The sequence below is a fragment of the Polaromonas sp. P5_D5 genome, from assembly GCF_054049435.1.
Map to the genome: position 1 here is coordinate 630,853 of NZ_JBFUMJ010000003.1, position 24,485 is coordinate 655,337.

Consider the following 24,485-nt stretch of genomic DNA (forward strand, 5'->3'; position numbering starts at 1 on the left):
CGATGCGGCACGGGTCGCGCCATTTGATGCAGGTCAATCAGTGTGCAGAATGCGCTCGGCTTCCTGCTCAAGCGCCTCGAACTGACCTCGCCATACCGCCCAGCCCAGTGCGCCGATGATCAGCAAGGCCAGCACGACTGAGAGTGGGATCAAGAGGAACAGGATATCCATCTAGTTCTCCGGCGGGGTGCGCGCCAGCCTGGCCGAGTTGGCCACCACCAGCAGCGAGCTGGCCGCCATGCCGAAGCCGGCCAGCCATGTGGGCATATAGCCAAAAACCGCCAGCGGTACGCAGGTCGCGTTGTAAACCGCTGCCCACAACAGGTTCTGGCGCACGACCGCCCGGGTGCGCCGCGCCTGCGCGACAAGGGCTGGCACCGTGAGCAGCCGGTTGCCGGTCATGATGAAATCCGACCTTGCCTGAGCCACCGGCACGGCCTGACCCATGGCCATGGACGCATCAGCCACGGCCAGTACCGGCCCGTCGTTCATGCCGTCACCCACCATCATGACGCGATGGCCCTCGCGCTGAAGGCGGCGCACATGTTCCAGTTTGACCTCAGGCGTACATTCGCCAAAGCACCACTCAATGCCTGCCCGGCGCGCCAGGTGGGCGACAGCCTGGCCCGTATCGCCCGAAAGCAGCTGCACGCGGACACCGAGCTTGAGCAACGCGTCCACGGCCTGGGCCGCGTCTGGCCGCATCGCTTCGTCAAGCTCGAAACCCGCGAGGTAGTGCTCGCCATCGGACAGATGGGCCTGCAACACCGGCACATCGCGGCCCGGCACAGGCACGCCGCAAAAAAAGGCCGCCCCCAGGTTGAGGTAATGCGGCTCACTGCCGTCCAACCGGGCCACCTTGCCGCGCAGGCCCCGTCCGGTAACCTCCTCCACTTCGCTGGCCACCCAATCCGTCGCGGGAAAGCGGGCGGCGATGGCGCGTGAGACCGGATGCAACGAGTGCCTGGCCAGCGCCCCCGCCCAGTCACACGCCTCGTCGCGGTTCACACCGGCAGGCGTATGGGCCATCACGACTTGCATGCGGTCTTCTGTCAACGTGCCGGTCTTGTCGAAGATCACGGTGTCGATGGCAGCGCAGCTTTCCAGCGCTTGCAATTTGCGCACCAGCACGCCGCGCCGGGCCAGTGCGCCCGCGCCGGCCAGCATGGCCGCCGGCGTGGCCAGCGACAAGGCGCAAGGGCAGGTCACGATGAGCACCGCGACCGCGACCGCCATCGCATGCGCCTGACCAAAAGGCCACCACCACACGGCTGCGGCGGCGCTCGCCAGCAGCACGGCCACCAGGAAGGGACTGGCGACGCGGTCCACCAGTTGCACCAGGCCTGGCTTTTCGACTGAGGCCTGCTCCATCAGGGCCACGATTTCGGCGTACCGGGTTTCCGGCCCGACGCGCAGCACGCGCACCTGCAGCACACCCGTGAGGTTGTGGCTGCCGGCAATGACACCATCGCCCACCCGCCGCAGCAGGGGTTTGGATTCGCCGGTGAGCAGCGACTGGTCGACCCGGCTCTCACCGCCCTCAACGGCCCCATCAGCGGGGAAAGCCTGACCAGGCAGCACCCGAATCAAGTCGCCGGCGACAAGGCGGCGCACGGCCACCGCGCGGAAACTGCCATCGGCTTCCCGCCGCTCCACGCTGTCCGGAAGGCGCCGCATCAGCGCCTCCAGCGCACCGGCGGTGCGGTCGCGCAGGCGCTGCTCCAGCAGTCGGCCCGACAGCAGAAAAAAAACGAACATGGGCACCGAGTCGTACGAGGCATGGTCACCCCAGGGGCCCGCCGGGTCAAAGGTCGCGGCCGTGCTGGCACCGAAGGCGATCAGCACGCCCAGCGCCACCGGCACGTCCATGCCGATGCGCAGGTTGCGCACATCGCGCAGCGCCGCCGCAAAAAACGGCCAGCAGGAAAACAGCAGCACCGGCAGGGTCAGCACCCAGGAGGCCCAGCCCAGCAGCGCCTGGATGTCGGGCGTGATCTCGCCCGCCGGCGCCAGATAGGCCGGTGCCGCGTACATCATGACCTGCATCATGCAAAAACCCGCCACCAGCCAGCGCCACAACATCACCCGCTGAGCCTGCACCCTGCGGCCGGCCAGCAGCAGGTCGCCTGCCGGCAAGGCGCCGTAACCGGCCTGGTGCAATGCCGCAATCCAATAAGAAGGCTGCGTGGTCTGCGGATGCCACTGAAGCCGCGCCGTGGCAGTCACGCCGTTGACCTGGACCGTATCCACGCCGGGCAGCTTGCGCAAAACCTCCTCGACCGTGAGCGCACAGGCCGCGCAGTGCATGCCCTCCAGCGCCAGGTACGACTCCCACCAGCCCTCGCGCCCCGCGACCGGCCGGCTAAAGCCCTCCCATTCGGCCGACTCGTCGAGCACGGCCCATGCGGCAGCGGGCGGCAAGAGGCCGGCGGAAGCCGGGGCGATGGCGGTTTGCATGACGCAAGGGTAGCCAGCACGGCATGCCGCGCCCTTGATATGGATCAAGCCTGGGCGGGTGCGGCGCCTCTCTGTACGTTATCGAACAGTCCGATAGGCGGATGTTTGCGATAACAGCAATGCAGGGTTTGCCGAAGTGGCATCGCCTTGATCCAGGACAAGCGGCGGACCTTCCGCAGCCGCCAGACTGGCACCTGCCGAGTGCAGCCTCCAGGCTGGCTTGCCGTTTGCCGCCGCCTGGGCAAAACCGGATAAAAAAAGACAACGATGAAAATTCCCCGCGCCGCTGAAGAAAGCCCGCAGCCCGAAACACCCTGCGACCCGTCGGTGCGCGAGATCGAGGACGTCGCCGCGAGCACGGGCGCGGACCTGCTGCGCGGCCTTTCTTCCGGCGAGGCGTCACGGCGGCTTGGCGCGCAAGGGCCCAATACCCTCAACGCCGCGCCGCCCGTGAGTGCGTGGCGGCGCATTCTCTCGCAGTTCCAGGACCCCCTGATCTATTTGCTGCTAGCGGCCATTGCCATTTCGCTGCTCGCATGGGCCATGGACGGGCGGCAAGGCTGGCCGATTGACGCGCTGGTGATTGCCGTCGTCGTCCTGCTCAATGCCGCGCTGGGCTACGTTCAGCAGGCCAAGGCGCGCGGCGCGGTGGTGGCCCTGGCCAAACTCACGCAGGCGAGTTCTTCGCTGATGAGGGACGGCCGCGTGCAAAAAGTGGCGCTGGCGTCGCTGGTGCGGGGCGACCTGCTGGTCCTGAATGAGGGGGACGTGGTGGGCGCCGACGCGCGGCTGGCGGCCGCCACCGCCCTGCGTGTCCACGAGGCCTCGCTGACCGGGGAAAGCTTCGCCGTGCTGAAAAGCACCGCTTCGCTGCGGGCCCCGGCCGCGCTGGGCGACCGCGTGAACATGGTCTTCAGGGGCACGGCCATCACCCAGGGCACGGGCCGCGCGGTAGTCACGGCTACCGGCATGAACACTGAAATGGGCGCGATTGCCGCCATGCTCGAGGCGACGTCGCAAGCGCCTACCCCTTTGACGCGGGAAGTAAGCCGGCTGGGCCGGATGCTCGGCATCGCGGTGCTCATTATTGCCACCGTGGTGGTGGCCACCATCCTGATGCTGTCAGAACTGCGCACGGCCGGCGACGTCATCGCTGTGCTGCTTCTCGGCGTGGCGCTGGCGGTGGCGGCGGTTCCGGAAGGCCTGCCCGCCATCCTGTCGGTGGTGCTGGCCATGGGGGTGCAGCGCATGGCCAGGCACAAGGCGATCATTAAAAACCTGTCGTCCGTGGAAACACTGGGCTGCGCCTCCGTCATTTGCACGGACAAGACAGGCACACTGACGCGCGCGGAAATGACCCTGACGCGCATTGCAACGGCATCCGGCATGGTGGAGGTGACGGGCGTGGGCTATGTACCTGAGGGCCGCGTCGAGCAGGCCGGCGGCGAACTCGCCGCCGGGCCGCTGCGGGAAGAGGTGGCGTTTGCGCTGCTGGGCGGCAGCCTGGCGGGCAATGCCGACCTGCGGCAGGACTCCGCCGGCATCTGGCGGATTCAGGGCGATGCCACGGAGGCGGCTTTCCTGGTCGCCGCGCGCAAGCTCGACCCTTCACTCCAGGCACGCGCCGGCCGCTATGACCGCATCAGGGAGATTCCGTTCACGTCGGACCGGAAAATGATGTCGGTGATTGAGCGTGACCATGACCAAGGTGGCGCCGCCATGCTCATCAGCAAAGGCGCGCCGGACGTGCTGATCGAGCGCTGCACCCATGTGAAGGTGGGCGCGGCAACCGTGATGATGGATGCCGCCCGCAAGGCCGCCCTGCTCCGCAACGTCGACACCCTCTCGGACGCGGCCTTGCGCACACTGGCCGTTGCCTTCCGTCCACTGCACGCCGGTGAAGACCCGGCATCCACATCACTGGAAGAAGACTTGGTCTACGTCGGCACGGCCGGCCTGATGGATCCGCCGCGCGAGGAAGCGGCCGTGGCGATACGCCAGGCCCAGCGTGCCGGCATCCGCGTCATCATGATCACGGGCGACCACCCGCGCACGGCGCTGCGCATTGCCGCGGACCTCGGAATCCGCGGCGCGCAATCGCCCGCGCTGACCGGCATTGAGATGGACAGTCTGGAGGATGCGGAATTTGCCGCCGCGGTTCGCCAGACGTCGGTGTATGCGCGTGTCGCGCCGGCGCACAAGCAGCGCATCGTGGATGCGCTGCAGGCCGACGGCCAGGTGGTGGCCATGACAGGCGACGGCGTGAACGATGCCCCCGCATTGAAGTCCGCGGACATCGGCATCGCGATGGGCCTGACCGGCACCGAAGTGACACGGCAGGCCGCCCGGATGATCCTGGCCGACGACAACTTCGCCACCATCGTGGAGGCGGTGCGCGAAGGGCGCGGCATTTTTGACAACATCCGGAAATTCCTGCGCTACCTGCTGTCCTCCAACATGGGGGAGGTGTTGACGGTGTTCCTGGGTGTGGTGGGTGCCGGCGTCATCGGGCTTCAAGCCCCCGGCGTTGCGGTGGTACTGCCCCTGCTGGCCACACAGATCCTCTGGCTCAACCTCATCACCGACTCCTGGCCGGCGCTGGCCATGGGCATAGACCCCGCGGTCGGCGACGTCATGGCGCGAAAGCCCCGCACCCGCGATGAGCGCGTGATCGATGGCCGCATGTGGTCGGGGATATTGCAGACCGGCGCCGTCATCGCGGTGGTGACGCTCCTGACCATGGACATGTTGTTGCCTGGCGGGCTGATCGAGGGCAACCAGGACCTGGCCGTCGCCCGCACCGCCGGCTTCACCGTGCTGGTGCTGGCGCACCTGTTCAATGCCTTCAACGCGCGCTCGGAATCCGCCTCCGCGTTTCGCGGCCTTTTCTCCAACCCATGGCTATGGGCCGCGCTGGGCTTGTCGTTGGGCCTGCAGATCGCGGTGGTCAACCTGGAGTTTCTGAACTACGCTTTCGGCACGGTGCCCCTTACGTTTGAACAATGGCTGCTGTGCGCCGCCATGGCCAGCACGGTCCTGTGGCACGCCGAATTGCGCAAACTGGCCAGCCGGGCATGGCGCAGACATGCGCAAACGCGAACCGCCGCGGCCGGCGGCCCGCAGTGAAGACTTCACCCTGACGACGCCGGAGAAACACCATGATGTCAAAACCCCACCCGGAAAACCGCTACGGTGCGCTCTCCATCGGCTTGCACTGGTTCATGCTTGTCTTGCTGGCGGCGGTCTACCTCTGCATGGAGCTCAGTGACGCCTTTCCCAAGGGCAGCGACATGCGCAACGGGCTGAGGGCCTGGCACTACATGCTGGGCCTGTCCGTCTTTGTGCTGGCCTGGCTTCGCCTGGCGGTCAATCTCCGGCATCGCGCCCCACCCGTAGCCCCGGCACCGCCGCTGTGGCAAAGCCGCCTGGCCTGGCTGGTGCAGGCGGGGCTTTATCTGCTCATGATAGGGATGCCCCTGGCGGGATGGCTGATACTCAGCGCCCGTGGTCAGCCCATTCCTTTTTTTGGGCTGCAACTGCCCGCGCTGATGGCCGAGAGCAAAGATGCGGCGGGCTGGATCAAGGAAGTCCACGAAGCGGGAGCGACAGCGGGGTATTTCCTGGTGGGCTTGCATGCATTGGCGGCCTTGTATCACCACTACCGGCTGCGTGACAACACGCTGGCTCGCATGCTTCCCGGCCGCCGCTGATTCAAACTACCCCCTAAACGAAGGATGAGTGCATGAGACATATTGAATGGCACAGGACTTCACGCATCGGATGGCTTCGCGCTGCCGTTCTGGGTGCCAATGACGGCATCGTATCGACCGCCAGCCTGATAGTGGGAGTGGCCGCCGCCAGCGCCACACACGGCAATGTGCTGATGACGGGCGTGGCAGCCCTGGTGGCCGGCGCGATGTCGATGGCCGCGGGCGAATACGTGTCGGTGCACTCGCAGTCCGATACCGAGAAGGCCGACCTGGCCCGGGAGCGGGCCGAACTTGAAAAAGACCCCGTGGCCGAACACCGCGAACTGACCGCCATCTACGTCGCGCGCGGGCTGGACGATGCGCTTGCGCGGCAGGTTGCGGAGCAGCTCATGGCTCATGACGCCCTGGGTTCACACGCGCGCGACGAGTTGGGAATTCACGACAGCATGGCCGCCCGGCCCATACAGGCCGCGCTCGCGTCGGCGGCCAGCTTTGCATGTGGCGCCCTTTTGCCGTTGGTCGTTACCGCGATGGCGCCCGGCGCCACACTGATCTGGTGGGTGTCGGGAACCTCCCTGGCATTTTTGGCCTTTCTGGGCGCGATGGCCGCCCACGCGGGCGGCGCGGGGATCCTGCCCGGCGCATGGCGCGTGACTTTCTGGGGTGCGCTGGCCATGGGCATCACCGCGGGTGTGGGCGCGCTGTTTGGGGCCGTGGTCTAAGTCTGCTGGCGAACAGACGGCACCCGATACTGCGCGCACAGTCACCCCATGCCATCACCCTCCACCAAAGCATTTCCCGGCCGGTATCTTGTGCTGGCCGCCATCGGGTTCGCCGGCCTGTCGGCGCATGGCCAGACGATGCCCGTACAAACCCGCGGGGAGTTGTTGTACACGACGCACTGCATTGCTTGCCACACCTCGGAGATGCACTGGCGCAACAACCGGCGCGCCCATGACTGGGAGAGCCTGAAAGTGCAGGTTCGCCTCTGGCAAGGCAACACCGGGCTGCAATGGGACGAGGCGGATATCGTGGAAGTGGCAGGCTACCTGAATGACACGATTTACCGGTATCCGCGCACCGCTCCCGTCGGACTCGTCTTGCCCGGGCCGCCGCAGAGGATTTCCGCCGCGCCCTGAAGCTGCTTCGGATAGCTTCCCGGCCGATGCGGTTTTGCGCACATCGAAAGATCTCACCGGAAGCGCCACAGTGGAGGGCCGACGTCATCTGCCGCGCCCTTGACATGAATCAAGACCGGGCCGCCGCGGCGCTCCTAGACTGCAAACGAATCAACACAGGAGAACCCACCATGTACAAGCGCATTCTTGTTGCCACCGACGGCTCCACGCTTTCCAAAAAAGCGGTCAAAGACGCCATCGCCCTTGCCGTGTCTCTGGATGCCGGCCTCGTGGTGGTTAACGTTGTTCCGCGTTATCCCATGAGCTACTTCGAAGGTGGCGCCTCCATCTCGCCGCAGGAAGTCGGGCGCATTGAAAAGGAATGGACCGGTAAGGGTCAGGCCATTGCCGACGCGGCGCAAAAGACCGCCGAGGCTGCGGGCGTCCAGGCCAAATCCGTGATCGCCAAGTCCGACCTCGTAGCCACCGCCATCCTGGCCGCAGCCAAAAAGAACAAGTGCGACCTCATCGTCATGGCCTCGCACGGCCGCAAGGGCCTCTCTCGCATCCTGCTCGGAAGCGAGACCCAGCAGGTGCTCACGCACAGCAGCATCCCCGTCCTTGTCCTGCGCTGAGCGCGCGCCGTCTCATTTTTTTCCATTTTCCGGAGACAACCATGAAAGTCCTTCTGGCCGTTGACGGCAGCAAGTTCACAAAAAAAGCCCTCGCCTTTCTGGTCACGCACGAAACCCTGATGGGGCCCGACGCGGAGTTGATCGTGCTCAATGTACAGATCGCTGTTCCTCCACGCGTCAAGTCCATGGTGGGCGCCGCCACGGTACATGCCTACCACCGCGACGAAGCCCAGAAAGTGCTGGAGCCTATAGAACGCTTTCTCAAACGCCATGACATCACTTTCCGGGCCTCCTGGGTCGCCGGCACACCGGCCACACAAATCGCGCAGGCGGTGAAGCGTGAAAAGGTACACATGCTGGTCATGGGCACCCATGGCCATGGTTTGCTGGGCCGCGCCCTGCTCGGCAGCGTTGCCCAGCGGGTAGTGGCGGACGTTGACGTGCCGGTGCTGCTGGTCAAGTAGCCGATCATCTTTTACGGAAGGCCTGCCATGAACACACTGTCAAATACCCGCTCCCCCGTGTCGCCGCCGCGGGCTATTCCTACCACACGCCAGGCGCAGGGCGGTTTGGGCCTGGGGCTGCTGGTCGCGCTGGTGACGGGCTCCATCATCGGCAGCGGCATTTTCGGCCTGCCGCAAAACATGGCGGCGGGCGCCGGCGCGGGTGCCATCCTGATCGGCTGGCTGGTCACGGGCGTGGGCATGCTGGTGCTGGCGCGCGTCTACCAGATGCTGGCCCTGCGCAAGCCCGAACTGGACAACGGCGTCTATGCCTATGCCCGCGCGCTGTCAGGCGAGTACATCGGCTTTAACTCCGCCTGGGGGTACTGGATCAGCGCCTGGATCGGCAACGTCGGCTACCTGGTGGCCGCCTTCGGTGCGCTCGGTTATTTCTTTCCAGCTTTCGGCGAAGGCAACACGCCCGCGGCCGTGGCCGGAGCGTCGATAGTCCTGTGGATCGTGCACGCGCTGGTGCTGCGCGGCATCAACACCGCTGCCTGGGTCAATGCGATTGTCACAGTCGCCAAAGTCATTCCGTTGCTGCTGTTCATTGTGCTGGCCGCCGCCGCTTTCCAGGCGCCCACCTTCAGCCTGGACTTCTGGGGCAGCGCCAAACTCGGCTCCGTACTTGACCAGGTCAAGAGCACCATGCTGGTGACGGTGTGGGTGTTCATCGGCATCGAAGGCGCCAGTGTCTATTCGGCGCGCGCGCGGCAGCGCAAGGACGTCGGCAAGGCCACGGTGATTGGTTTTCTGATCTGCCTGGCACTGTTGATGGCCGTCTCGTTGCTGTCCCTGGGCATCTTCACGCAGCCCGAACTTGCCGGATTGAAGAATCCCTCCATGGCCAGCGTGCTTGAGAAAGCCGTGGGCACCTGGGGCGCTGTGCTGATTTATGTCGGCCTCATCGTTTCCGTCGGCGGTGGCTTCCTGGCCTGGACATTGCTCGCTGCGGAGTCGCTTTTCACACCGGCCAACAGCGGCGTGATGCCCGAATGGCTGGGCCGCCAAAGCAGCAAGGGCGTGCCGGCCAATGCCCTGTGGCTGAGCAGCGCCATGGTTCAGATCTTCCTCATCGTCACGCTGGTCTCCAAGGCTTCCTACCTGGCCCTGATCTCGCTGTCGACTGCGATGATTTTGCTGCCCTACCTGTTCAGCGCGCTTTACGGCCTGAAGGTGCTGCTGCGCGGTGAGGGCCCAACGAGGGAAGGCACCGCCGGCGGGTCGCTGGACCTGCCGGTGGCCGCGCTCGCGTCGGTGTACTGCCTGTGGCTGCTGTATGCCGCCGGCGCCAAATACCTCCTGCTGAGCGCTCTGCTCTACGCCCCCGGCGCGGCCCTGTATTTCATCGCCAAACGGCAGGGCAACAAACAGCCCTTTACCGCTAGCGAGAAAGCCATGCTCGCAGCCGTGCTCGCGCTCGCAGCGGTGGCCGGCGGGATGCTCGCCACCGGTCAGTTGAGCCTGTGATGGCCGGCGTTCATTCAGAGACGGGCCGGCTGCGCAAGGTACTGGTCTGCAGGCCGGGCCTGGCGCATATGCGCCTGACGCCCGCGAACTGCCAAAGCATGCTGTTCGACGATGTGATGTGGGTCGCGCAGGCAAAAAACGACCATTACGCGTTCACCAGCGCCATGACGGAGCAAGGCGTGGAAGTGCTGGAATTGCACGACCTTCTCGCAGTCACAGTCAGCGACCCAGCGGTGCGCGACTGGCTGCTGGACCGCAAACTGACCGGCATCGACCTGGAAGCCGCCGCCGTGCTGCGACCCTGGCTGCAAGAACTGCCGCCGGCCCGCCTGGCCGAGTTCCTGATTGGCGGGCTGACGCCGGTGGACCTGCCCTTCAAGTTGCCGGGTCTTACGGCCGCGTGCGCGAGCGCCTCCGACCTGTTATTGCCCGCCCTTCCCAATACCCTCTTCACGCGCGACAGCAGTTGCTGGATAGGCGACGGTGTGGTGCTGGGCGCCATGTACTGGCCCGCACGCCGGCAGGAAACCCTGCTCATGGCGGCCGTCTACCGTTTTCACCCTGCGTTTGCCGGCAAGGTCGCCGAATGGTGGGGTGATCCGGGCCAGCCGCACGCGCAGGCCTCGCTCGAAGGCGGCGATATCATGTCTCTGGGCCAGGGCCTGGTGCTGATCGGCATGGGCGAGCGGACCTCGCCGCAGGCCGTGAGCCAGCTGGCGCGCAGCCTGTTCGCCCGCGGCGCCGCGACCCGGGTGCTGGCCGCCCAGCTGCCCAAGTCGCGCGGGGCCATGCACCTGGACACGGTGCTGACTTTTTGCGACCGCGACCTGGTGACGGTGTTTCCCGAGATCGTGCAGGCCATACGCGTGTTCAGCCTCAGACCCGGCAACGAAGCCGGCGCGCTGGATGTCAGGGCAGAAACCGGCCCCTTTCTTGACGTGCTCGCCCAGGCGCTGGGTATTGCAAAGCTGCGCGTTGTCGCCACCGGCGGCAATGCCTATGAAGCCGAGCGCGAACAGTGGGACGACGGCAACAACGTGCTGGCACTGTCGCCCGGCGTTGTCATGGCCTACAACCGCAACACCCACACCAACACCCTTCTGCGCAAGGCCGGTGTCGAGGTCATCACAATCCCCAGCGGGGAGCTGGGCCGGGGCCGCGGCGGCAGCCACTGCATGTCCTGTCCGATTGAGCGTGACGCTGCCTGACCCGCCATTGAGGCATCCACGAAAGACGGCTATCCATGAGCTTCAACCTTCACAACCGCAGTCTTCTGGACCTCAAGGATTTTTCCCCGCGGGACATCCGCTTCCTGCTGGACCTGGCCGCCGAGCTCAAGCGCTCGAAATATGCAGGCAATGAGCTCGCGCGCCTCAAGGGCAAAAACATCGCGCTGATTTTCGAGAAAGCCTCCACCCGAACGCGTTGCGCCTTCGAAGTCGCGGTGCACGACCAGGGCGGCCACGTGACCTACATCGACCCGGTCAGCTCACAGCTGGGGCACAAGGAGTCTCTCAAGGACACGGCGCGGGTGCTGGGGCGGCTGTACGACGGCATCGAGTACCGCGGCTTTCATCAGACGGTGGTGGAAGAAATCGCGCGCTTCTCGCACGTCCCGGTCTGGAACGGGCTCACAGATGAGTCGCACCCGACCCAGGTGCTGGCCGACCTGCTGACCATGCAGGAGTTCGGCGAAAAGCCGCTGCATGAACTGTCTTTTTGCTACCTGGGCGACGCCCGCTTCAACATGGGCTGCTCGCTGCTGGTGGGCGGCACGCAGATGGGCATGGACGTGCGCATCGCCGCACCCGCCGCGCTGATGCCACCGCCCGGGCTGGTGAGCGAAATGCGCGAACTGGCAAAGACAACAGGCGCGCGCATCACCCTCAGCAACGATCCGGCCGAGGCTGTCAAGGACGCTGACTTTCTCTACACCGACGTCTGGGTGTCCATGGGTGAGCCCGACGACACCTGGAAGCTCAGGATTGAGCAGTTGCTGCCCTTCCAGGTCAACAGCGCCTTGATGAAGGCTACCGGCAAGCCGCGAACCCGCTTCATGCATTGCCTGCCGGCTTTCCACAACCTGGACACCGAGGTAGGGCGCCAGATCCACGAACGCTACGGCCTCAGCGAAATCGAAGTGACCGACGAGGTCTTCGAGTCCGATGCATCCATCGTGTTCACGCAGGCGGAAAACCGCATGCACACCATCAAGGCCGTGCTTGTGGCCACGCTCGCATGAAGCTGGTCGTGGCACTGGGCGGCAATGCCTTGCTGCGCCGGGGCCAGTCGCTCAGCGCTCAGAACCTGCTGGAAAACATCCGGAGCGTGGCGACCCAACTGGCCCGCGTCGCGCTTCGTCATGAGTTGGTGGTGACTCACGGCAACGGGCCCCAGATAGGCCTGCTGGCGCTGCAAAACTCGGCCTACGCGGCAGTGGCTCCCTATCCGCTTGACGTGCTGGGCGCGCAAACCGAAGGCATGATCGGCTACCTGCTGGAGCAGGAACTTGCCAACCACCTTCCACCCAGCCGCCCTGTCGTTACCCTGCTCACGCGCGTGGAAGTCGATCCGGCCGACCCGGCTTTCGGCAAGCCCACCAAACCTATCGGGCCTGTCTATGCCAGGGAAGAAGCCGAACGGCTTGCGCAAACAATGCACTGGCATGTCGCGCCGGACGGAGCAGGCTTCAGGCGCGTCGTGGCTTCACCTCTTCCAACATGTGTGCTGGGCATGGACCCAATCCGCTGGCTGCTGCTGCATGAGGCGGTGGTGATCGCCGCGGGGGGTGGCGGCATCCCGGTGGTGCGCACCGCCGGCGGGCATTCTCTTCAAGGCATCGATGCCGTGATCGATAAGGACCTGACGGGCGCCCTGCTCGCGCGGGAACTGGGGGCCGACTGCCTGGTGATCGCCACCGACGTGGATGCCGTCTACCTGGGCTGGGGAACGCCCGCACAGCACGCCATCGGCAAGATCAGGCCACAGGAATTGCTGGGCCATAGCTTCCCTGCAGGCTCCATGGGCCCCAAGGTACAGGCTGCCACCGGCTTTGTGCTCAAGACCGGCAAGAAGGCTTTGATAGGCTCGCTGGCCCAGATCGAGGAAATGCTGGCGGGCCGTGCCGGTACAGAGGTGAGCCCCCACGGGGACACCACGGGCCAAGACCCGGTTATTACGGCCAATGCGTGAAACGCAGCAAATCGATTGACCTGCGCCCGGAAGCCCTTCCGTCCGTCGCGAATCTGTCCACATTTGATCCGCATCAACATGCTGCTCCCCAAAATCGCCACCATGGATAACGTTTCAACTCACATGAGGCATTCACCATGTTCAAGCGAATCCTGATTCCCGTGGACGGCAGCGACACCTCCAACAAGGCCCTTGTCGCCGGCCTGGCGATGGCGCGGGAAACCAGCGCCAGCGTACGGCTGCTGCACGCCTTCAATGAGGCGGCTTACCTGGGTGGAGTCGACCCCTATGGCACCTGGTCGGCCGATCTGGTCGGCATGATGCGCGAAAGCGGCGCCAAAGTCCTGACGGATGCGACGGCCATCGCCGGGTCGGCCGGAGTCACTGCAAGCCAGTTGCTTTGCGATGAACCGGGCAAACGCCTGGGAGAGTCGGTGGCCGAGGCGGCCAAGCTCTGGAATGCCGATCTCATCGTGGTCGGCTCCCACGGCCGGCGCGGCCTGGGACGGGTGCTGCTGGGCAGTGGCGCCGAGCAGATCCTGAGGCTGGCGCCGGTGCCCGTCCTGGTCGTCCGCGACGCGCCTTCAGCGCAGGCTTAAACGAAAAATAGCTGCAGTGCACAATAAGCGTGCGCGAGCAGCTATCAAAATGATAGCAATCCTCGGAGCGGAATATCGTCGCCATGTCGACCACGCGCCAGGCTGGGCGTCAGCTTTCATTTGACGCGCTGACGGCCTGCCGTTGCTGTTCTCTGTCTGCCAGCAAGTCGACAAAGGCACGGACCTTCGCGGGACGAAAGCGCGCGGCCGGAAACACCGCATGGATACCGCCCGAAGGCAGATGCCACTGCGGCAGGACATGGATGAGACGGCCGGCCGACAGATCACCCGCTACCGCATAGTCCGGCAGCACCGAAAGCCCCGCGCCCTGGAACACGGCTTCGCGCACGGCAAGCGTGGCGTCGAGAAAAATCGAGGCCTGCACGCTAACGGCCTGGCGCTCACGCTCGTTGAGCGAGAAATTCCATGTCAGGTGGTCGCGAAGCGCGGTGTTGGCGATGAAGGGCAAGCTGGCGATGTCTTGCGGGCCGGTCAGCCGCGCCACTTGCGGCTTCATGGCCGGCGACGCCACGAGCAGTTGCCGGAAAGAACCGATTTTTCGCGCCTGCAGGCTGGTTTCAGCGAGCCAGCCGACACGTATTGCGAGTTCGATGTTGCCCGACATGAGGTCCAGCGTCTGGTCGGTGAGGACGGCATCGACCTTGCACGCGGGGTAGCGCCGGGTAAAGGCGGCGATAGCCGGCACCACCACGCCGACACCATAGTCGAAGGGGGCGGTCAGCCGCAGCATGCCGGACGGCTCCGCTGAGGTTTCCGCCAGGTCGTCGAAGGCATCCCCGGCCTCGCGCAGGATCAGCGCGCAACGCAGGTAGAAGGCTTGCCCCAGTTCGGTGGGCTGCACCTTGCGTGTGGTGCGCACAAGGAGCGACGTGCGGAATTCGCGCTCCAGCCGCGCAACCTGCTGGCTGACCACCGCCTTGGTGATCCCCAGGCGATCCGCAGCCGCGGTGAAGGAGCCGGTTTCCACCACAGCCGCGAAGTAGGCCAGGCGCCTCAGGCTTCCCAGCCCGCCGAGGCCACCTTCATCTTGATTGTTTGCTTTAAACATACATTGTGTTTATCAGAGATGTCTTTAACAGTCAATGGATCGTGCCTACGATCACAACCAGTGAGCAAAGAACTCCAAAGAAACCATGACCAAAACCCTTTATTACTTGTTCGACCCGCTATGTGGCTGGTGCTACGGCGCCATGCCGGCGCTCTCGGCATTGGCTGAAACTCCCGCTGTCGGCATCGAACTGCTGCCGACCGGGCTGTTCGCCGGCGAGGGCGCACGGCCCATGAACAGTGACTTCGCCGCCTATGCCTGGTCCAACGACCAGCGCATCGAGCGCCTGACGGGGCAGCGCTTCACCGGGCAGTACCGCGAGCAGGTTCTCGGTGATCGCCAGCGCTTGTTTGACAGCGGCCCCGCCACGGTGGCACTGACCGCCGTGTCATTGACGGCGCCGAGCCGGGAACTGGAAGCCCTCAAGGCGATCCAGAATGCGCGCTACGTGGATGGCAAGGACACGACCTCACTGGAAACGCTGGCCGGCGTTCTGCGCGGGCTCGGCCTCGAGCAGGCCGCCGCAATGGTGGAGCAACCCGAAGAGGATCTTCTCGTCGCCAACCGGGCCCGCATGGACCGCGCACAGGCCTTGATGCGGGAGTTCGGCGCGCAGGGCGTGCCCACCCTGGTTGCTGAATCCGGCGCGCAGCGCTGGGTCTTGAATAACGCCGATTTTTATTCCAACCCGCGCGCGCTGGCAGGCGAGCTCGAGGCTGCTTGAGCCCGGCACCGCCTCCACCCCCGCAACCCATTTCAGTTAACTGTTCAAGAAGAAGGAAAAACCATGACAACACGAAGAGAAGCAATCAAAACTGTAGCCGGCGCGGCTGTCGCGACGGCCATCTTAGGAGTGAAAAGCGCTATGGCTGCAAATACCAACCTGACCTGGAAACATTTCCCCGCCGGCGAACACGGATTCTTCCGCGCCCCGGTGCTGATCTCCGGCGAACGCGAGGCTGTCCTCATCGACGGGGGCTTTACGCTTCCCGACGGCAAGGCATTGGCCGAGGCCATCAAGGCCACCGGCAAAAAGCTCACGACCATCTACATCAGCCAGAGCGATCCCGACTACTACTTCAGCCTGGCGCCTATCAAGGCGGCGTTTCCCGACGCCAAGGTGATCGCGGCACCGGCCACGATCGCGGCCATCAAGGGCAACGTGGAAAAGAAACTGGCAACCTGGGGCCCCCAACTCAAGGAAAACGGCCCACAGGCGCTGGCGGACATCGTGATGCCCCAGGCCTTCGACGGCCGCAGCCTCACCCTGGAAGGCCATGCCATTGAAATCGTCGATGCGGATGGCTTGGCCAACCGCCGCTACATCTGGGTGCCTTCGCTGAACGCCATCTTCGGCGGCGTGCTGCTGTTCTCCGGCGTCCATGTATGGACCGCCGACACGCAGGGCGCCGAGGCCCGTGCGGCTTGGGTGAAGACGCTTGATGCCATGGCTGCGCGCAAACCCGCCGTGGTGGTCCCCGGCCACATGGCGGTCACGGCGGCGGTGGACGCAAGCGCGATCCAATACACCCGCGACTACCTCGTGGCTTTCGAGGAAGTGCTGGCCAAGGCCGCCGACAGCGGTGCCCTCATCGCGGCCATGACCCGGCGCTACCCGAACGCCGGCATGGGCGTGGCGTTGCAAATTGGCGCCAAAGTCGCCAAGGGCGAGATGAAGTGGGGTTGAAACCATGATGTCGAATATCGACATCGTCCGTGCCCATTACGCGGCGTCGGCCCAGGGAAACGTCCAGGAGATGATGGCCCATGTCTCGCCCCAGGTACGCTGGACCGAGATGGCGGGCTTTCCTTGCGCGGGCACCTGGGTCGGGCCGCAAGCGGTTGTCGACAACGTCTTTGCCGTGCTGGGCAGGGATTGGATCGGTTATCGCTTCGAACTGCAAAGCCTCGTCGACGGTGGTGACCACATCCTCGGGGTGGGAAGCTACCACGGCACTTACCGCGCCACGGGAAAGGACATGCAGGCCCGTGTGGCCCATGTCTGGCACCTGCGGGGCGGGAAGGTCGTGGCCTTTGAGCAATTCACAGACACGCTGCTTGTCCGTCAGGCGATGAGCTGATCATCCGGGCACCTGCAAACAAAAAGCCCACTCTCCTCTCGAACAGTGGGCCTCCATCGACAAAGACTGTTTGTATTTAGAACGGGATATCGTCGTCCATGTCGTCAAAGCCGCTGGCGGCCTTGGCTGCCGGAGCTGGCCGCGGTGCGGCGGCCGGCGGGCGTGCAGCAGGTGCGGACTGGCGCGGCGCTTCATAACCGCCACCGTCATCACCGCCGGGGCCGCCCATGCCCTGACGGCTGCCGAGCATCTGCATCTGGTCGGCACGGATTTCGGTGGTGTACTTTTCCTGGCCGTCCTTGTCGGTCCACTTGCGCGTGCGCAGGCTGCCTTCGACATAGACCTGCGAGCCTTTGCGCAGGTACTGGCCGACGATTTCAGCAAGACGGCCGTTGAACACCACGCGGTGCCATTCGGTGGCCTCCTTCATTTCACCCGTCTGCTTGTCCTTCCACTTGTCAGTGGTGGCAATGGTGACGTTGGCGACCTGGTCACCGCTGGGGAAGCTGCGCATTTCGGGGTCCCGGCCCAGATTGCCGACGACGATAACTTTATTGACGGATGCCATGGGGTGTTCTCCTGATCTAACTTAGAGTTTAACTGGCTGGCCCGATGCGGTGCCATGGCCGTCTGTAACAGCCGCGGCCCCGTGCCGGCCGGGCGCCCGCATGGGCCAGGCCACCAGCAGCCAGGCCAGCATCAGGCCGCCGCACAACAGAAAAAGCCCCTGGGCACCGTGCACCTTGGTGATCCAGCCGCCCACCGCGCCGCCGGCAAAAAAACCGAGCGACTGCAAGGTGTTGTACACCCCCAGCGCCGCGCCGCGGGCATGGGCTGGCGCCACCCGGGAGGCCAGGCTGGGCTGGGTGGCTTCCAGGACGTTGAAGCCGCAAAAAAACAGGAACAGCAGCACGGCCAGAATGCCCAGGCTGGCCGGCGCCGAGGTAGACGACGCCACCCAGAGCAAGCCCAGCTGAACCAGCAGGACCAGGCCGACAGCCCCCAGGAACACGGCGCGCAGGTAGCCCCGTTTTTCCAGCGGAAACAGCGTAGCCCCCATCACCCCAAAAGAGGCCAGCACCGCCGGCAGGTAGACCTGCCAATGCGCGGCCTTGTCGAGCCCGGCATTCACCAGCAAAGCCGGAATCGCCACCCACATGGCCAGCTGCACGGCATGCAGCACGAACACGCCGAAATTCAGCCGCAGCAGCGCGGTGTCCTTTAGCACCTCCACCACGCTGCCGCGCGGCCGATTGACGTGCTCCACCGGTTCGGGTGGCACCCACCAGACGACCACGGCAATGCCGCCCAGTGCCAGTGCGCCAGTCAGGGCAAACAGCCCGTGCAGGCCGATAGCGCCGGCGAGCAGAGGCGCGGCCAACAGCGAAAGCGCAAACATCAGGGCAATGCTGCCGCCCACCAGCGCCATGGCCTTGGTACGCACTTCGTCGCGGGTGGAATCGGCCAGCAGCGCCGTAACGGCAGCCGAAATGGCACCCGCCCCCTGCAACGACCGGCCGGCGATCAGCCAGTTCAGGTCGGGCGCCCAGGCGGCGATCAGGCTGCCCAGCGCAAAAATGACCAGGCCGGAAACGATGACACGCTTGCGCCCCCACCAGTCCGAAGCGATCCCAAAAGGAATTTGCAGCATGCCCTGCGTCAGGCCGTAAATACCCATGGCCAGGCCAATCCGGGCCGGGTCATCGCCCCCCGGGTATTTGGCCGCCTCCAGCGCAAACACCGGCAGCACCAAAAAGAGGCCGAGCATGCGAAGCGCAAAGATCGAAGCCAGCGAAACGCTGGCGCGCCGCTCGGTGGCGGTCATGGGAAACGACATGGGGGCTGTAAGCGCAGTCAAGGGGATTAAAAGGGCAAAAGCGGCCAAAAAATAGCTAGAAAAGCTCCAAAACGGGGCAATAACCCGGGATTGACCGACTGGGAGCGGCAAGCCCACGGCAGCCCGTGGCTTGCCCAACCGGCTATTGTGCTTGAAACGGTGCTTCGGTCTATGATGGAGAGTTTTGCGGCTGCCACATCTTGAACTCTCCTGACGACAGCAAATACCTTGCCAAAGTGCTCGCGGCCCAGCGGATCAGCATCCGCGGCGCGCGCACGCACAACCTTAAAAATATCGATCTCGACATTCCGCGCAACCAGCTGGTGGTGATTACCGGCTTGAGCGGTTCGGGCAAGTCGTCTCTCGCCTTTGACACGCTGTACGCCGAAGGCCAGCGCCGCTACGTTGAGAGCCTCTCCACCTATGCGCGGCAGTTCCTGCAGCTCATGGACAAGCCCGACGTGGACATGATCGAAGGCCTGTCGCCCGCGATCTCCATCGAGCAGAAAGCCACCTCGCACAACCCGCGCTCCACCGTGGGTACGGTGACTGAAATTCACGATTACCTGCGCCTGCTGTTTGCGCGGGCCGGCACGCCCTATTGCCCAAACCACGACCTGCCGCTGCAGGCCCAAAGCGTCAGCGAAATGGTCGACACGGTGCTGGCGCTGCCCGAAGACACCAAGCTGATGATCCTGGCGCCGGTGGCGCGCGACCGCAAGGGCGAATTTGTGGACGTATTTGCCGAGATGCAGTCGCAAGGCTATGTGCGCTTTCGCGTCGACGGCACGGCCTATGAGTTTGACGACCTGCCCAAGCTCAAGAAAACCGAAAAACACAACATCGATGTGGTGATTGACCGCATCAAGGTGCGCGCAGACCTGCAGCAACGCCTGGCCGAAAGCTTTGAGGCCGCACTGCGCCTGGCCGACGGCAAAGCGATCGCGATGGAAATGGACACCGGCAAAGAGCACCTCTTCAGCGCGAAGTTTTCCTGCCCTGTCTGCGACTACTCGCTGAGCGAAATGGAGCCGCGGCTCTTCTCTTTCAACTCGCCCGTCGGCGCCTGCCCCACCTGTGACGGCCTGGGTCATATGGAATTTTTCGACCCGGCACGCGTGGTGGCCTTCCCGTCGCTGAGCCTGGCCAGCGGCGCCGTCAAGGGCTGGGATCGCCGCAACGGCTACTACTTCTCGATGCTGGAAAGCCTGGCAAAGCACTACAAATTCGACATCGACGCTGCCTTTGAAAACCTGCCCGACAACGTGCGGCAGGTTGTCCTGTACGGCTCGGGCGAGGAAGAAATCAAGTTCAGCTACGTGATGGATTCGGGCAACTTTGCCGGCAAGAAGATCGCCAAGAAGCATCCCTTCGAAGGCGTCATCACCAACTTCGAGCGTCGTTACCGCGAAACCGATTCCGCCGCCGTGCGCGAAGAACTGTCCCGCTATCGCAGCGTGCAGCCCTGCCCTGACTGCGAAGGCACGCGCCTGCGTACCGAGGCGCGCCACGTGTACCTGGTGAGCGCGCCTGAAGACGGCGTTGACGCATCGGTGCCCGATGGCAGCAAGCCTGGGCGCAAGGCGATCTATGAAATCAGCCACTCAACGTTGCGCGAGAGTTTCGAGTATTTCAACGCGCTGAAGATGCAGGGTGCCAAGGCCGAAATTGCGGCCAAGGTAGTGCGCGAGATCGGCCTGCGCCTGAAGTTCCTCAACGACGTGGGGCTCAATTACCTCAGCCTGGACCGCAGCGCCGAGACACTGTCGGGTGGCGAGTCCCAGCGCATACGCCTGGCCTCGCAGATCGGTTCGGGCCTGACCGGCGTGATGTATGTGCTCGACGAGCCCAGCATCGGCCTGCACCAGCGCGACAACGACCGCCTGATCGGTACGCTCAAGCATTTGCGCGACATCGGCAACAGCGTGCTGGTGGTCGAGCACGACGAAGACATGATCCGCGCGGCCGACCATGTGATCGACATGGGACCGGGCGCCGGCATCCACGGCGGGCGCGTGATGGCGCAAGGCACATTTGACGAAGTCAAGAATAACCCCGACTCGCTCACGGGCCAGTACCTGGCGCAAACGCTGAAGATCGCGGTGCCCAAACGCCGCACACCCTGGCTGCCGACGGTCAAGGCCGTGGAAGCGGCGGAGAAAAAGAAAGTCTCGCGCTTTCCGCAAAGCCCGGCCGCCGAGCGCCGCGCCGCGCGCGAAGCCGTGCACCAGGCCACGCTGGGCGACATGCAGGCCCTGCGCGTCATCAACGCCACCGGCCACAATTTGAAGGGCGTGAGCGTCGAATTCCCGGTGGGCCTCTTGACCTGCGTGACCGGCGTATCGGGCTCGGGCAAATCAACGCTCGTGAACGACACGCTGTATGCCGCTGTGGCGCGCACGCTGTACCGCGCCCACGAAGAGCCCGCGCCGCACGAAGCCATTGAAGGCATCGAGCATTTCGACAAGGTCATCAACGTCGACCAGTCGCCCATCGGCCGAACGCCGCGCAGCAACCCGGCCACCTACACCGGCCTCTTCACGCCGATCCGCGAGCTGATGGCCGAGATGAACACGGCGCGCGAACGCGGCTACGGCGCCGGAAGGTTCAGCTTCAATGTGGCCGGCGGCCGCTGCGAAGCCTGCCAGGGCGATGGCGTGGTCAAGGTCGAAATGCACTTTCTGCCCGATGTGTATGTGCCTTGCGATGTCTGCAAAGGCATGCGCTACAACCGCGAAACGCTGGAAGTGCAGTACAAGGGCAAGAACATCGCGCAGATCCTCGACCTGACCGTCGAGGTGGCAGCCGAGTTCTTCAAGGCCGTGCCCACCATTGCGCGCAAACTGCACACGCTGCTCGACGTGGGCCTGTCCTACATCAAGCTGGGCCAAGCCGCGACCACGCTCTCAGGCGGCGAGGCGCAGCGCGTGAAGCTCGCGCTGGAATTGAGCAAACGCGACACCGGCCGCACGCTATACATCCTTGATGAGCCGACAACCGGCCTGCACTTTGCCGACATCGACCTGCTGCTCAAGGTATTGCACCAGCTGCGCGACGCAGGCAACACGATTGTGGTGATCGAGCACAACCTGGACGTCATCAAGACTGCCGACTGGTTGATCGACATGGGGCCCGAGGGCGGCGCCGGCGGCGGCACGGTGGTGGGTGTTGGCACACCGGAAGACATCGCCGCTAACCCGGTCAGCCATACCGGACGGTACCTGGCGCGCCTGCTCTGAGTTTCCCTGCCAAGTCCTGGCGTCTGCCGCGTCCGGACGCGGCCTTCTTTTCACGGAATCCCGGTTTGAACAGTTCCACTTTTTTCACCCGGCGCAAAGTGGTTTTTCTGCTGGCCTCCTTGTGCTGCCTGCTCTGGGGCAGCGCCTACCCGGCCATCAAGAACGGCTATGCGCTGTTTCATATTGCGGCCAACGACATTCCCTCCAAGCTGGTGTTTGCGGGCTGGCGCTTTATTTTTGCCGGCCTGGTGCTGCTGGTGTTTGCGGCCATCAGTAAAAAACCGGTGTTCCAGCTGGACCGCCGCACCTTCGGCCAGGTGGCGCTGGTGGGACTCACGCAGACGAGCCTGCAATACGTGTTCTTCTACATCGGCCTGGCGTACGCCACCGGCGTGAAGAGCTCGATCATGAATGCAACGGGCACCTTCTTCAGCGTGCTGCTGGCGCATTACATCTACAAGAATGACCGGCTCAGTTTCAACAAGGTGCTGGGTTGCGTGGTGGGCTTTGCCGGCGTCATGGTGGTGAACTTCAGCGAAGGCCTGCCGGCTTTCGATTTCACGCTGCTCGGCGAAGGCTTTGTGGTGATTGCCGCTTTTGTGCTGTCGGCCGCCAGCATTTACGGCAAGAAGGTGTCGCAGCGCGTGGACTCGGTGGTGCTGACGGGCTGGCAACTGGCCATAGGCGGCCTTGCCCTGCTGCTGATCGGTGTTGCCACCGGCGGCACGCTGTCGGGCTTCACGCTCAAGTCCACTTTGCTGATGGTGTATCTGGTGGTGCTGTCGTCGGCCGCGTTTTCGCTGTGGACGATTTTGCTGAAGTACAACCGCGTGAGCATGATCACCGTGTTCAATTTCATGATACCGATTTTTGGGACACTGCTGTCGGCGGTGTTTCTGGATGAGCGCTTCCTGGAGTGGAAAAACGGCCTGGCCTTGTTGCTGGTTTGTTATGGGATCTGGCTGGTGACGAAGGAAGAGAAAGTTACCGGCTGAGCCTGGGTTTTACGCGCGAGCGGCCCCCGACAGCGATGGCGATTGCGATGACAACCAGCACCGTTGCAACCGCGAACGTGACCTGCATTCCGGTGGCAACAGCCCCGGCACCCGCGGTGGTGATGTCCGCCGCCGAGGCAAACGCGAACACGGTCCCCATCGCGGAGGCACCGGTCATGAGGCCCAGATTGCGCGACAGGTTGAGCATGCCGGAAATGACACCCCGCTGGTCCGCAGGAATGTCCGTCATGACCGCTGTGTTGTTGGCGGCCTGGAACAGCTGATATCCCGGGGTCAGGATGAAGATGGCGGCCACGTAGCCCGCGACACCGAACATCGCCGGAAGCGCGGCCAGCGCCGCTGCGCCGGTAGCCACGGCGATGAGTCCGATGATGGCCATGAACGGCGCCCCCAGGCGGTCCACCATGCGGCCAGCCGGAACGCCGCTCAATGCGGAAATGACGGGGCCTATCGACATGACGATGCCGACCAGCGCGGCGTTGAGGCCGAGGGCACGGGACAGGTAAAACGGGCCAATGACAAGCGTCGCCATCATCACGGTCGCAACGAGCGCGTTCATGCCGAGGCTTGCACTCAAGCCTGGAGCGCGGAACGTCGTGAGCCGGACCAGAGGGGATTTCGCTTCCGACTCGACGAGCACGAAAAAGCCGACGCCGATAACAGCCGCCAGCAGCAGCGCCATGTTGAGCGGACCGAAATGACCGCGCCCCGTTGTCATGGCCAAGGCGTAGGCTGCGAGCGTCAGGGCCAGCAGCAGTGTGCCCAGGTGATCAAAATGGGGGCGCTCCTTCTTCCCTTCCTTGCGGTCAGCAGGCAAGTAGCGACGCGCCAGGAAAAAAGTCAGGATGCCCAACGGTACGTTGATGAAGAATAGGGCCTGCCAGCCCGATACAGCAATCAGGACACCGCCCAGCGATGGACCCAGCGCGGTGCCGACCGCGGACATGGTGCCGAGCAACCCCATGGCACTGCCGGTTCTGGCCTTCGGAACCGCCTCGCCGACAAACGCCATGGTGAGCGCCATCATCACTGCCGCCCCCAGGCCTTGCACCGCCCGGGCGGCAACCAGCAGCCAGAGCGTGGGCGCGACACCGCACAGGACCGAGGCCAGCGAGAACAGGAAGATGCCGGCCAGCAGCAAGCGCCTTCGGCCCATCAGGTCCCCCAGCCGTCCGGCACTGACGATCAGGGCGGTGATGGACAGCAGGTAAGCCAGGACCACCCATTGCACTTCCTGAAAAGAGGCGTTGAACGCCTGAGCCAGCGCCGGCAAACCCACGTTGGCGATGCTGGTGCCGAGCGAGGACAGCAGCATGGACAGCGAAAGACTGGCCAGTACCCATCGGACAGACGGCGCCGGTTCCGCGTTGGCGTTTGTTGATGGGCGGGTGGGTGCAAGGGGAGTGGTCAAGGTAGTCCAGTGGGCAAGCGGTAAAGGGGTTGTGGCTCCCCGAAATGGAGCTCTCCGGGAGCGTAGTTTTTTACCTGGCATGGCGGAAGACGCACCATTTGCACTTTATGAGTGCGTTTAACGCCATGTCATGGCCAAATTGCGCTAT

At 64.4% G+C, this 24,485-nt stretch carries 22 protein-coding genes; 16 read left to right on the forward strand and 6 right to left on the reverse strand.

Annotation, left to right across the window (positions count from 1 at the left end; genetic code table 11):
* Window positions 1–33: 33 nt before the first annotated feature.
* Together ccoS and ACXJKE_RS15785 are read right to left on the reverse strand one after the other, a co-directional pair.
* A complete protein-coding gene (gene ccoS, locus ACXJKE_RS15780) occupies window positions 34–171 on the reverse strand; it encodes a cbb3-type cytochrome oxidase assembly protein CcoS (RefSeq protein WP_431095040.1) in 138 nt (45 codons plus the stop codon).
* The gene (locus ACXJKE_RS15785) at window positions 172–2,457 is read right to left on the reverse strand and encodes a heavy metal translocating P-type ATPase (protein ID WP_457281528.1); all 2,286 of its coding nucleotides are present in this window, start codon (window positions 2,455–2,457) and stop codon (window positions 172–174) included.
* 267 nt (window positions 2,458–2,724) lie between these two features.
* Here ACXJKE_RS15785 and ACXJKE_RS15790 point away from each other — a divergent pair, with 267 nt between their 5' ends.
* The 11 genes from ACXJKE_RS15790 (at window position 2,725) to ACXJKE_RS15840 (ending at window position 13,684) form a co-directional block, all read left to right on the forward strand.
* A complete protein-coding gene (locus tag ACXJKE_RS15790; RefSeq protein ID WP_457281529.1) occupies window positions 2,725–5,583 on the forward strand; it encodes a cation-translocating P-type ATPase in 2,859 nt (952 codons plus the stop codon).
* Between the two features lie 35 nt (window positions 5,584–5,618).
* Window positions 5,619–6,167, forward strand: coding sequence for a cytochrome b (locus ACXJKE_RS15795; RefSeq protein ID WP_457281659.1), 549 nt, complete (start codon window positions 5,619–5,621; stop codon window positions 6,165–6,167).
* Window positions 6,168–6,199: 32 nt separating this feature from the next.
* Complete coding sequence (locus tag ACXJKE_RS15800; protein WP_457281530.1) at window positions 6,200–6,889, forward strand: VIT1/CCC1 transporter family protein; 690 nt, start codon at window positions 6,200–6,202, stop codon at window positions 6,887–6,889.
* Window positions 6,890–6,937: 48 nt separating this feature from the next.
* The gene (locus ACXJKE_RS15805) at window positions 6,938–7,306 is read left to right on the forward strand and encodes a cytochrome C (RefSeq protein ID WP_457281531.1); all 369 of its coding nucleotides are present in this window, start codon (window positions 6,938–6,940) and stop codon (window positions 7,304–7,306) included.
* 170 nt (window positions 7,307–7,476) lie between these two features.
* Window positions 7,477–7,920: a universal stress protein gene (locus tag ACXJKE_RS15810; protein ID WP_457281532.1), complete on the forward strand. Its 444-nt coding sequence runs from the start codon at window positions 7,477–7,479 to the stop codon at window positions 7,918–7,920.
* Window positions 7,921–7,961: 41 nt separating this feature from the next.
* Entirely contained in the window at window positions 7,962–8,384 is a 423-nt protein-coding gene (locus ACXJKE_RS15815; protein WP_457281533.1) for a universal stress protein, read from the forward strand.
* A gap of 27 nt (window positions 8,385–8,411) precedes the next feature.
* Window positions 8,412–9,893, forward strand: coding sequence for an arginine-ornithine antiporter (gene arcD, locus ACXJKE_RS15820; RefSeq protein ID WP_457281534.1), 1,482 nt, complete (start codon window positions 8,412–8,414; stop codon window positions 9,891–9,893).
* On the forward strand, window positions 9,893–11,101 hold the full coding sequence (locus tag ACXJKE_RS15825; protein ID WP_457281535.1) for an arginine deiminase: 1,209 nt from the start codon (window positions 9,893–9,895) through the stop codon (window positions 11,099–11,101). Before arcD ends, ACXJKE_RS15825 begins: the two co-directional genes overlap by 1 nt.
* 35 nt (window positions 11,102–11,136) lie before the next feature.
* Window positions 11,137–12,135 (forward strand): ornithine carbamoyltransferase, encoded by a 999-nt coding sequence (gene argF / locus ACXJKE_RS15830; RefSeq protein ID WP_457281536.1) that lies wholly within the window; start codon window positions 11,137–11,139, stop codon window positions 12,133–12,135.
* On the forward strand, window positions 12,132–13,085 hold the full coding sequence (arcC, locus tag ACXJKE_RS15835) for a carbamate kinase (RefSeq protein WP_457281537.1): 954 nt from the start codon (window positions 12,132–12,134) through the stop codon (window positions 13,083–13,085). The genes argF and arcC overlap by 4 nt, the downstream gene beginning before the upstream one ends.
* A 137-nt stretch (window positions 13,086–13,222) precedes the next feature.
* Window positions 13,223–13,684: a universal stress protein gene (locus ACXJKE_RS15840; protein WP_457281538.1), complete on the forward strand. Its 462-nt coding sequence runs from the start codon at window positions 13,223–13,225 to the stop codon at window positions 13,682–13,684.
* A 109-nt stretch (window positions 13,685–13,793) separates the two neighbouring features.
* On the opposite strand, the gene ACXJKE_RS15845 is transcribed toward ACXJKE_RS15840, so the two are convergent.
* A complete protein-coding gene (locus ACXJKE_RS15845; protein ID WP_457281539.1) occupies window positions 13,794–14,753 on the reverse strand; it encodes a LysR family transcriptional regulator in 960 nt (319 codons plus the stop codon).
* 85 nt (window positions 14,754–14,838) lie between these two features.
* On the opposite strand from ACXJKE_RS15845, the gene ACXJKE_RS15850 reads away from it, so the two are divergent.
* From ACXJKE_RS15850 to ACXJKE_RS15860, 3 genes are all read left to right on the forward strand, one after another.
* Window positions 14,839–15,477, forward strand: coding sequence for a DsbA family protein (locus ACXJKE_RS15850; RefSeq protein WP_457281540.1), 639 nt, complete (start codon window positions 14,839–14,841; stop codon window positions 15,475–15,477).
* A 63-nt stretch (window positions 15,478–15,540) separates the two neighbouring features.
* Entirely contained in the window at window positions 15,541–16,440 is a 900-nt protein-coding gene (locus ACXJKE_RS15855) for an MBL fold metallo-hydrolase (protein WP_457281541.1), read from the forward strand.
* A gap of 4 nt (window positions 16,441–16,444) precedes the next feature.
* Window positions 16,445–16,834, forward strand: coding sequence for a nuclear transport factor 2 family protein (locus ACXJKE_RS15860; protein WP_457281542.1), 390 nt, complete (start codon window positions 16,445–16,447; stop codon window positions 16,832–16,834).
* Between the two features lie 76 nt (window positions 16,835–16,910).
* Here ACXJKE_RS15860 and ssb read toward each other — a convergent pair whose 3' ends face one another.
* Together ssb and ACXJKE_RS15870 are read right to left on the reverse strand one after the other, a co-directional pair.
* A complete protein-coding gene (gene ssb / locus ACXJKE_RS15865) occupies window positions 16,911–17,402 on the reverse strand; it encodes a single-stranded DNA-binding protein (RefSeq protein ID WP_457281543.1) in 492 nt (163 codons plus the stop codon).
* A gap of 21 nt (window positions 17,403–17,423) precedes the next feature.
* A complete protein-coding gene (locus ACXJKE_RS15870; protein ID WP_457281544.1) occupies window positions 17,424–18,659 on the reverse strand; it encodes an MFS transporter in 1,236 nt (411 codons plus the stop codon).
* A 212-nt stretch (window positions 18,660–18,871) separates the two neighbouring features.
* On the opposite strand from ACXJKE_RS15870, the gene uvrA reads away from it, so the two are divergent.
* Window positions 18,872–21,910 carry an excinuclease ABC subunit UvrA gene (gene uvrA, locus ACXJKE_RS15875; RefSeq protein WP_457281545.1) on the forward strand — a complete coding sequence of 1,013 codons (3,039 nt, stop codon included), beginning with the start codon at window positions 18,872–18,874 and terminating at the stop codon, window positions 21,908–21,910.
* Between the two features lie 65 nt (window positions 21,911–21,975).
* A complete protein-coding gene (locus ACXJKE_RS15880) occupies window positions 21,976–22,905 on the forward strand; it encodes a DMT family transporter (protein ID WP_457281546.1) in 930 nt (309 codons plus the stop codon).
* Here the strand turns inward: ACXJKE_RS15880 and ACXJKE_RS15885 are convergent.
* Window positions 22,895–24,337, reverse strand: coding sequence for an MFS transporter (locus ACXJKE_RS15885; RefSeq protein WP_457281547.1), 1,443 nt, complete (start codon window positions 24,335–24,337; stop codon window positions 22,895–22,897). The genes ACXJKE_RS15880 and ACXJKE_RS15885 overlap by 11 nt on opposite strands.
* Between the last annotated feature and the right edge of the window lie 148 nt (window positions 24,338–24,485).

What these genes read in the sequence shown, in the direction of transcription:
- ACXJKE_RS15800 (WP_457281530.1), top strand. Translation starts at nt 6,200, where the DNA reads ATGAGACATATTGAATGGCACAGGACTTCACGCATCGGATGGCTTCGC.
- ACXJKE_RS15795 (WP_457281659.1), top strand. Translation starts at nt 5,619, where the DNA reads ATGTCAAAACCCCACCCGGAAAACCGCTACGGTGCGCTCTCCATCGGC.
- ACXJKE_RS15855 (WP_457281541.1), top strand. Translation starts at nt 15,541, where the DNA reads ATGACAACACGAAGAGAAGCAATCAAAACTGTAGCCGGCGCGGCTGTC.
- arcD (WP_457281534.1), top strand. Translation starts at nt 8,412, where the DNA reads ATGAACACACTGTCAAATACCCGCTCCCCCGTGTCGCCGCCGCGGGCT.
- argF (WP_457281536.1), top strand. Translation starts at nt 11,137, where the DNA reads ATGAGCTTCAACCTTCACAACCGCAGTCTTCTGGACCTCAAGGATTTT.
- ssb (WP_457281543.1), bottom strand. Translation starts at nt 17,402, where the DNA reads ATGGCATCCGTCAATAAAGTTATCGTCGTCGGCAATCTGGGCCGGGAC.
- ACXJKE_RS15850 (WP_457281540.1), top strand. Translation starts at nt 14,839, where the DNA reads ATGACCAAAACCCTTTATTACTTGTTCGACCCGCTATGTGGCTGGTGC.
- ACXJKE_RS15815 (WP_457281533.1), top strand. Translation starts at nt 7,962, where the DNA reads ATGAAAGTCCTTCTGGCCGTTGACGGCAGCAAGTTCACAAAAAAAGCC.
- ACXJKE_RS15870 (WP_457281544.1), bottom strand. Translation starts at nt 18,659, where the DNA reads ATGACCGCCACCGAGCGGCGCGCCAGCGTTTCGCTGGCTTCGATCTTT.
- ACXJKE_RS15785 (WP_457281528.1), bottom strand. Translation starts at nt 2,457, where the DNA reads ATGCAAACCGCCATCGCCCCGGCTTCCGCCGGCCTCTTGCCGCCCGCT.
- ACXJKE_RS15845 (WP_457281539.1), bottom strand. Translation starts at nt 14,753, where the DNA reads ATGTTTAAAGCAAACAATCAAGATGAAGGTGGCCTCGGCGGGCTGGGA.
- ACXJKE_RS15805 (WP_457281531.1), top strand. Translation starts at nt 6,938, where the DNA reads ATGCCATCACCCTCCACCAAAGCATTTCCCGGCCGGTATCTTGTGCTG.
- ccoS (WP_431095040.1), bottom strand. Translation starts at nt 171, where the DNA reads ATGGATATCCTGTTCCTCTTGATCCCACTCTCAGTCGTGCTGGCCTTG.
- ACXJKE_RS15825 (WP_457281535.1), top strand. Translation starts at nt 9,893, where the DNA reads ATGGCCGGCGTTCATTCAGAGACGGGCCGGCTGCGCAAGGTACTGGTC.
- ACXJKE_RS15840 (WP_457281538.1), top strand. Translation starts at nt 13,223, where the DNA reads ATGTTCAAGCGAATCCTGATTCCCGTGGACGGCAGCGACACCTCCAAC.
- ACXJKE_RS15790 (WP_457281529.1), top strand. Translation starts at nt 2,725, where the DNA reads ATGAAAATTCCCCGCGCCGCTGAAGAAAGCCCGCAGCCCGAAACACCC.
- ACXJKE_RS15860 (WP_457281542.1), top strand. Translation starts at nt 16,445, where the DNA reads ATGATGTCGAATATCGACATCGTCCGTGCCCATTACGCGGCGTCGGCC.
- ACXJKE_RS15810 (WP_457281532.1), top strand. Translation starts at nt 7,477, where the DNA reads ATGTACAAGCGCATTCTTGTTGCCACCGACGGCTCCACGCTTTCCAAA.
- arcC (WP_457281537.1), top strand. Translation starts at nt 12,132, where the DNA reads ATGAAGCTGGTCGTGGCACTGGGCGGCAATGCCTTGCTGCGCCGGGGC.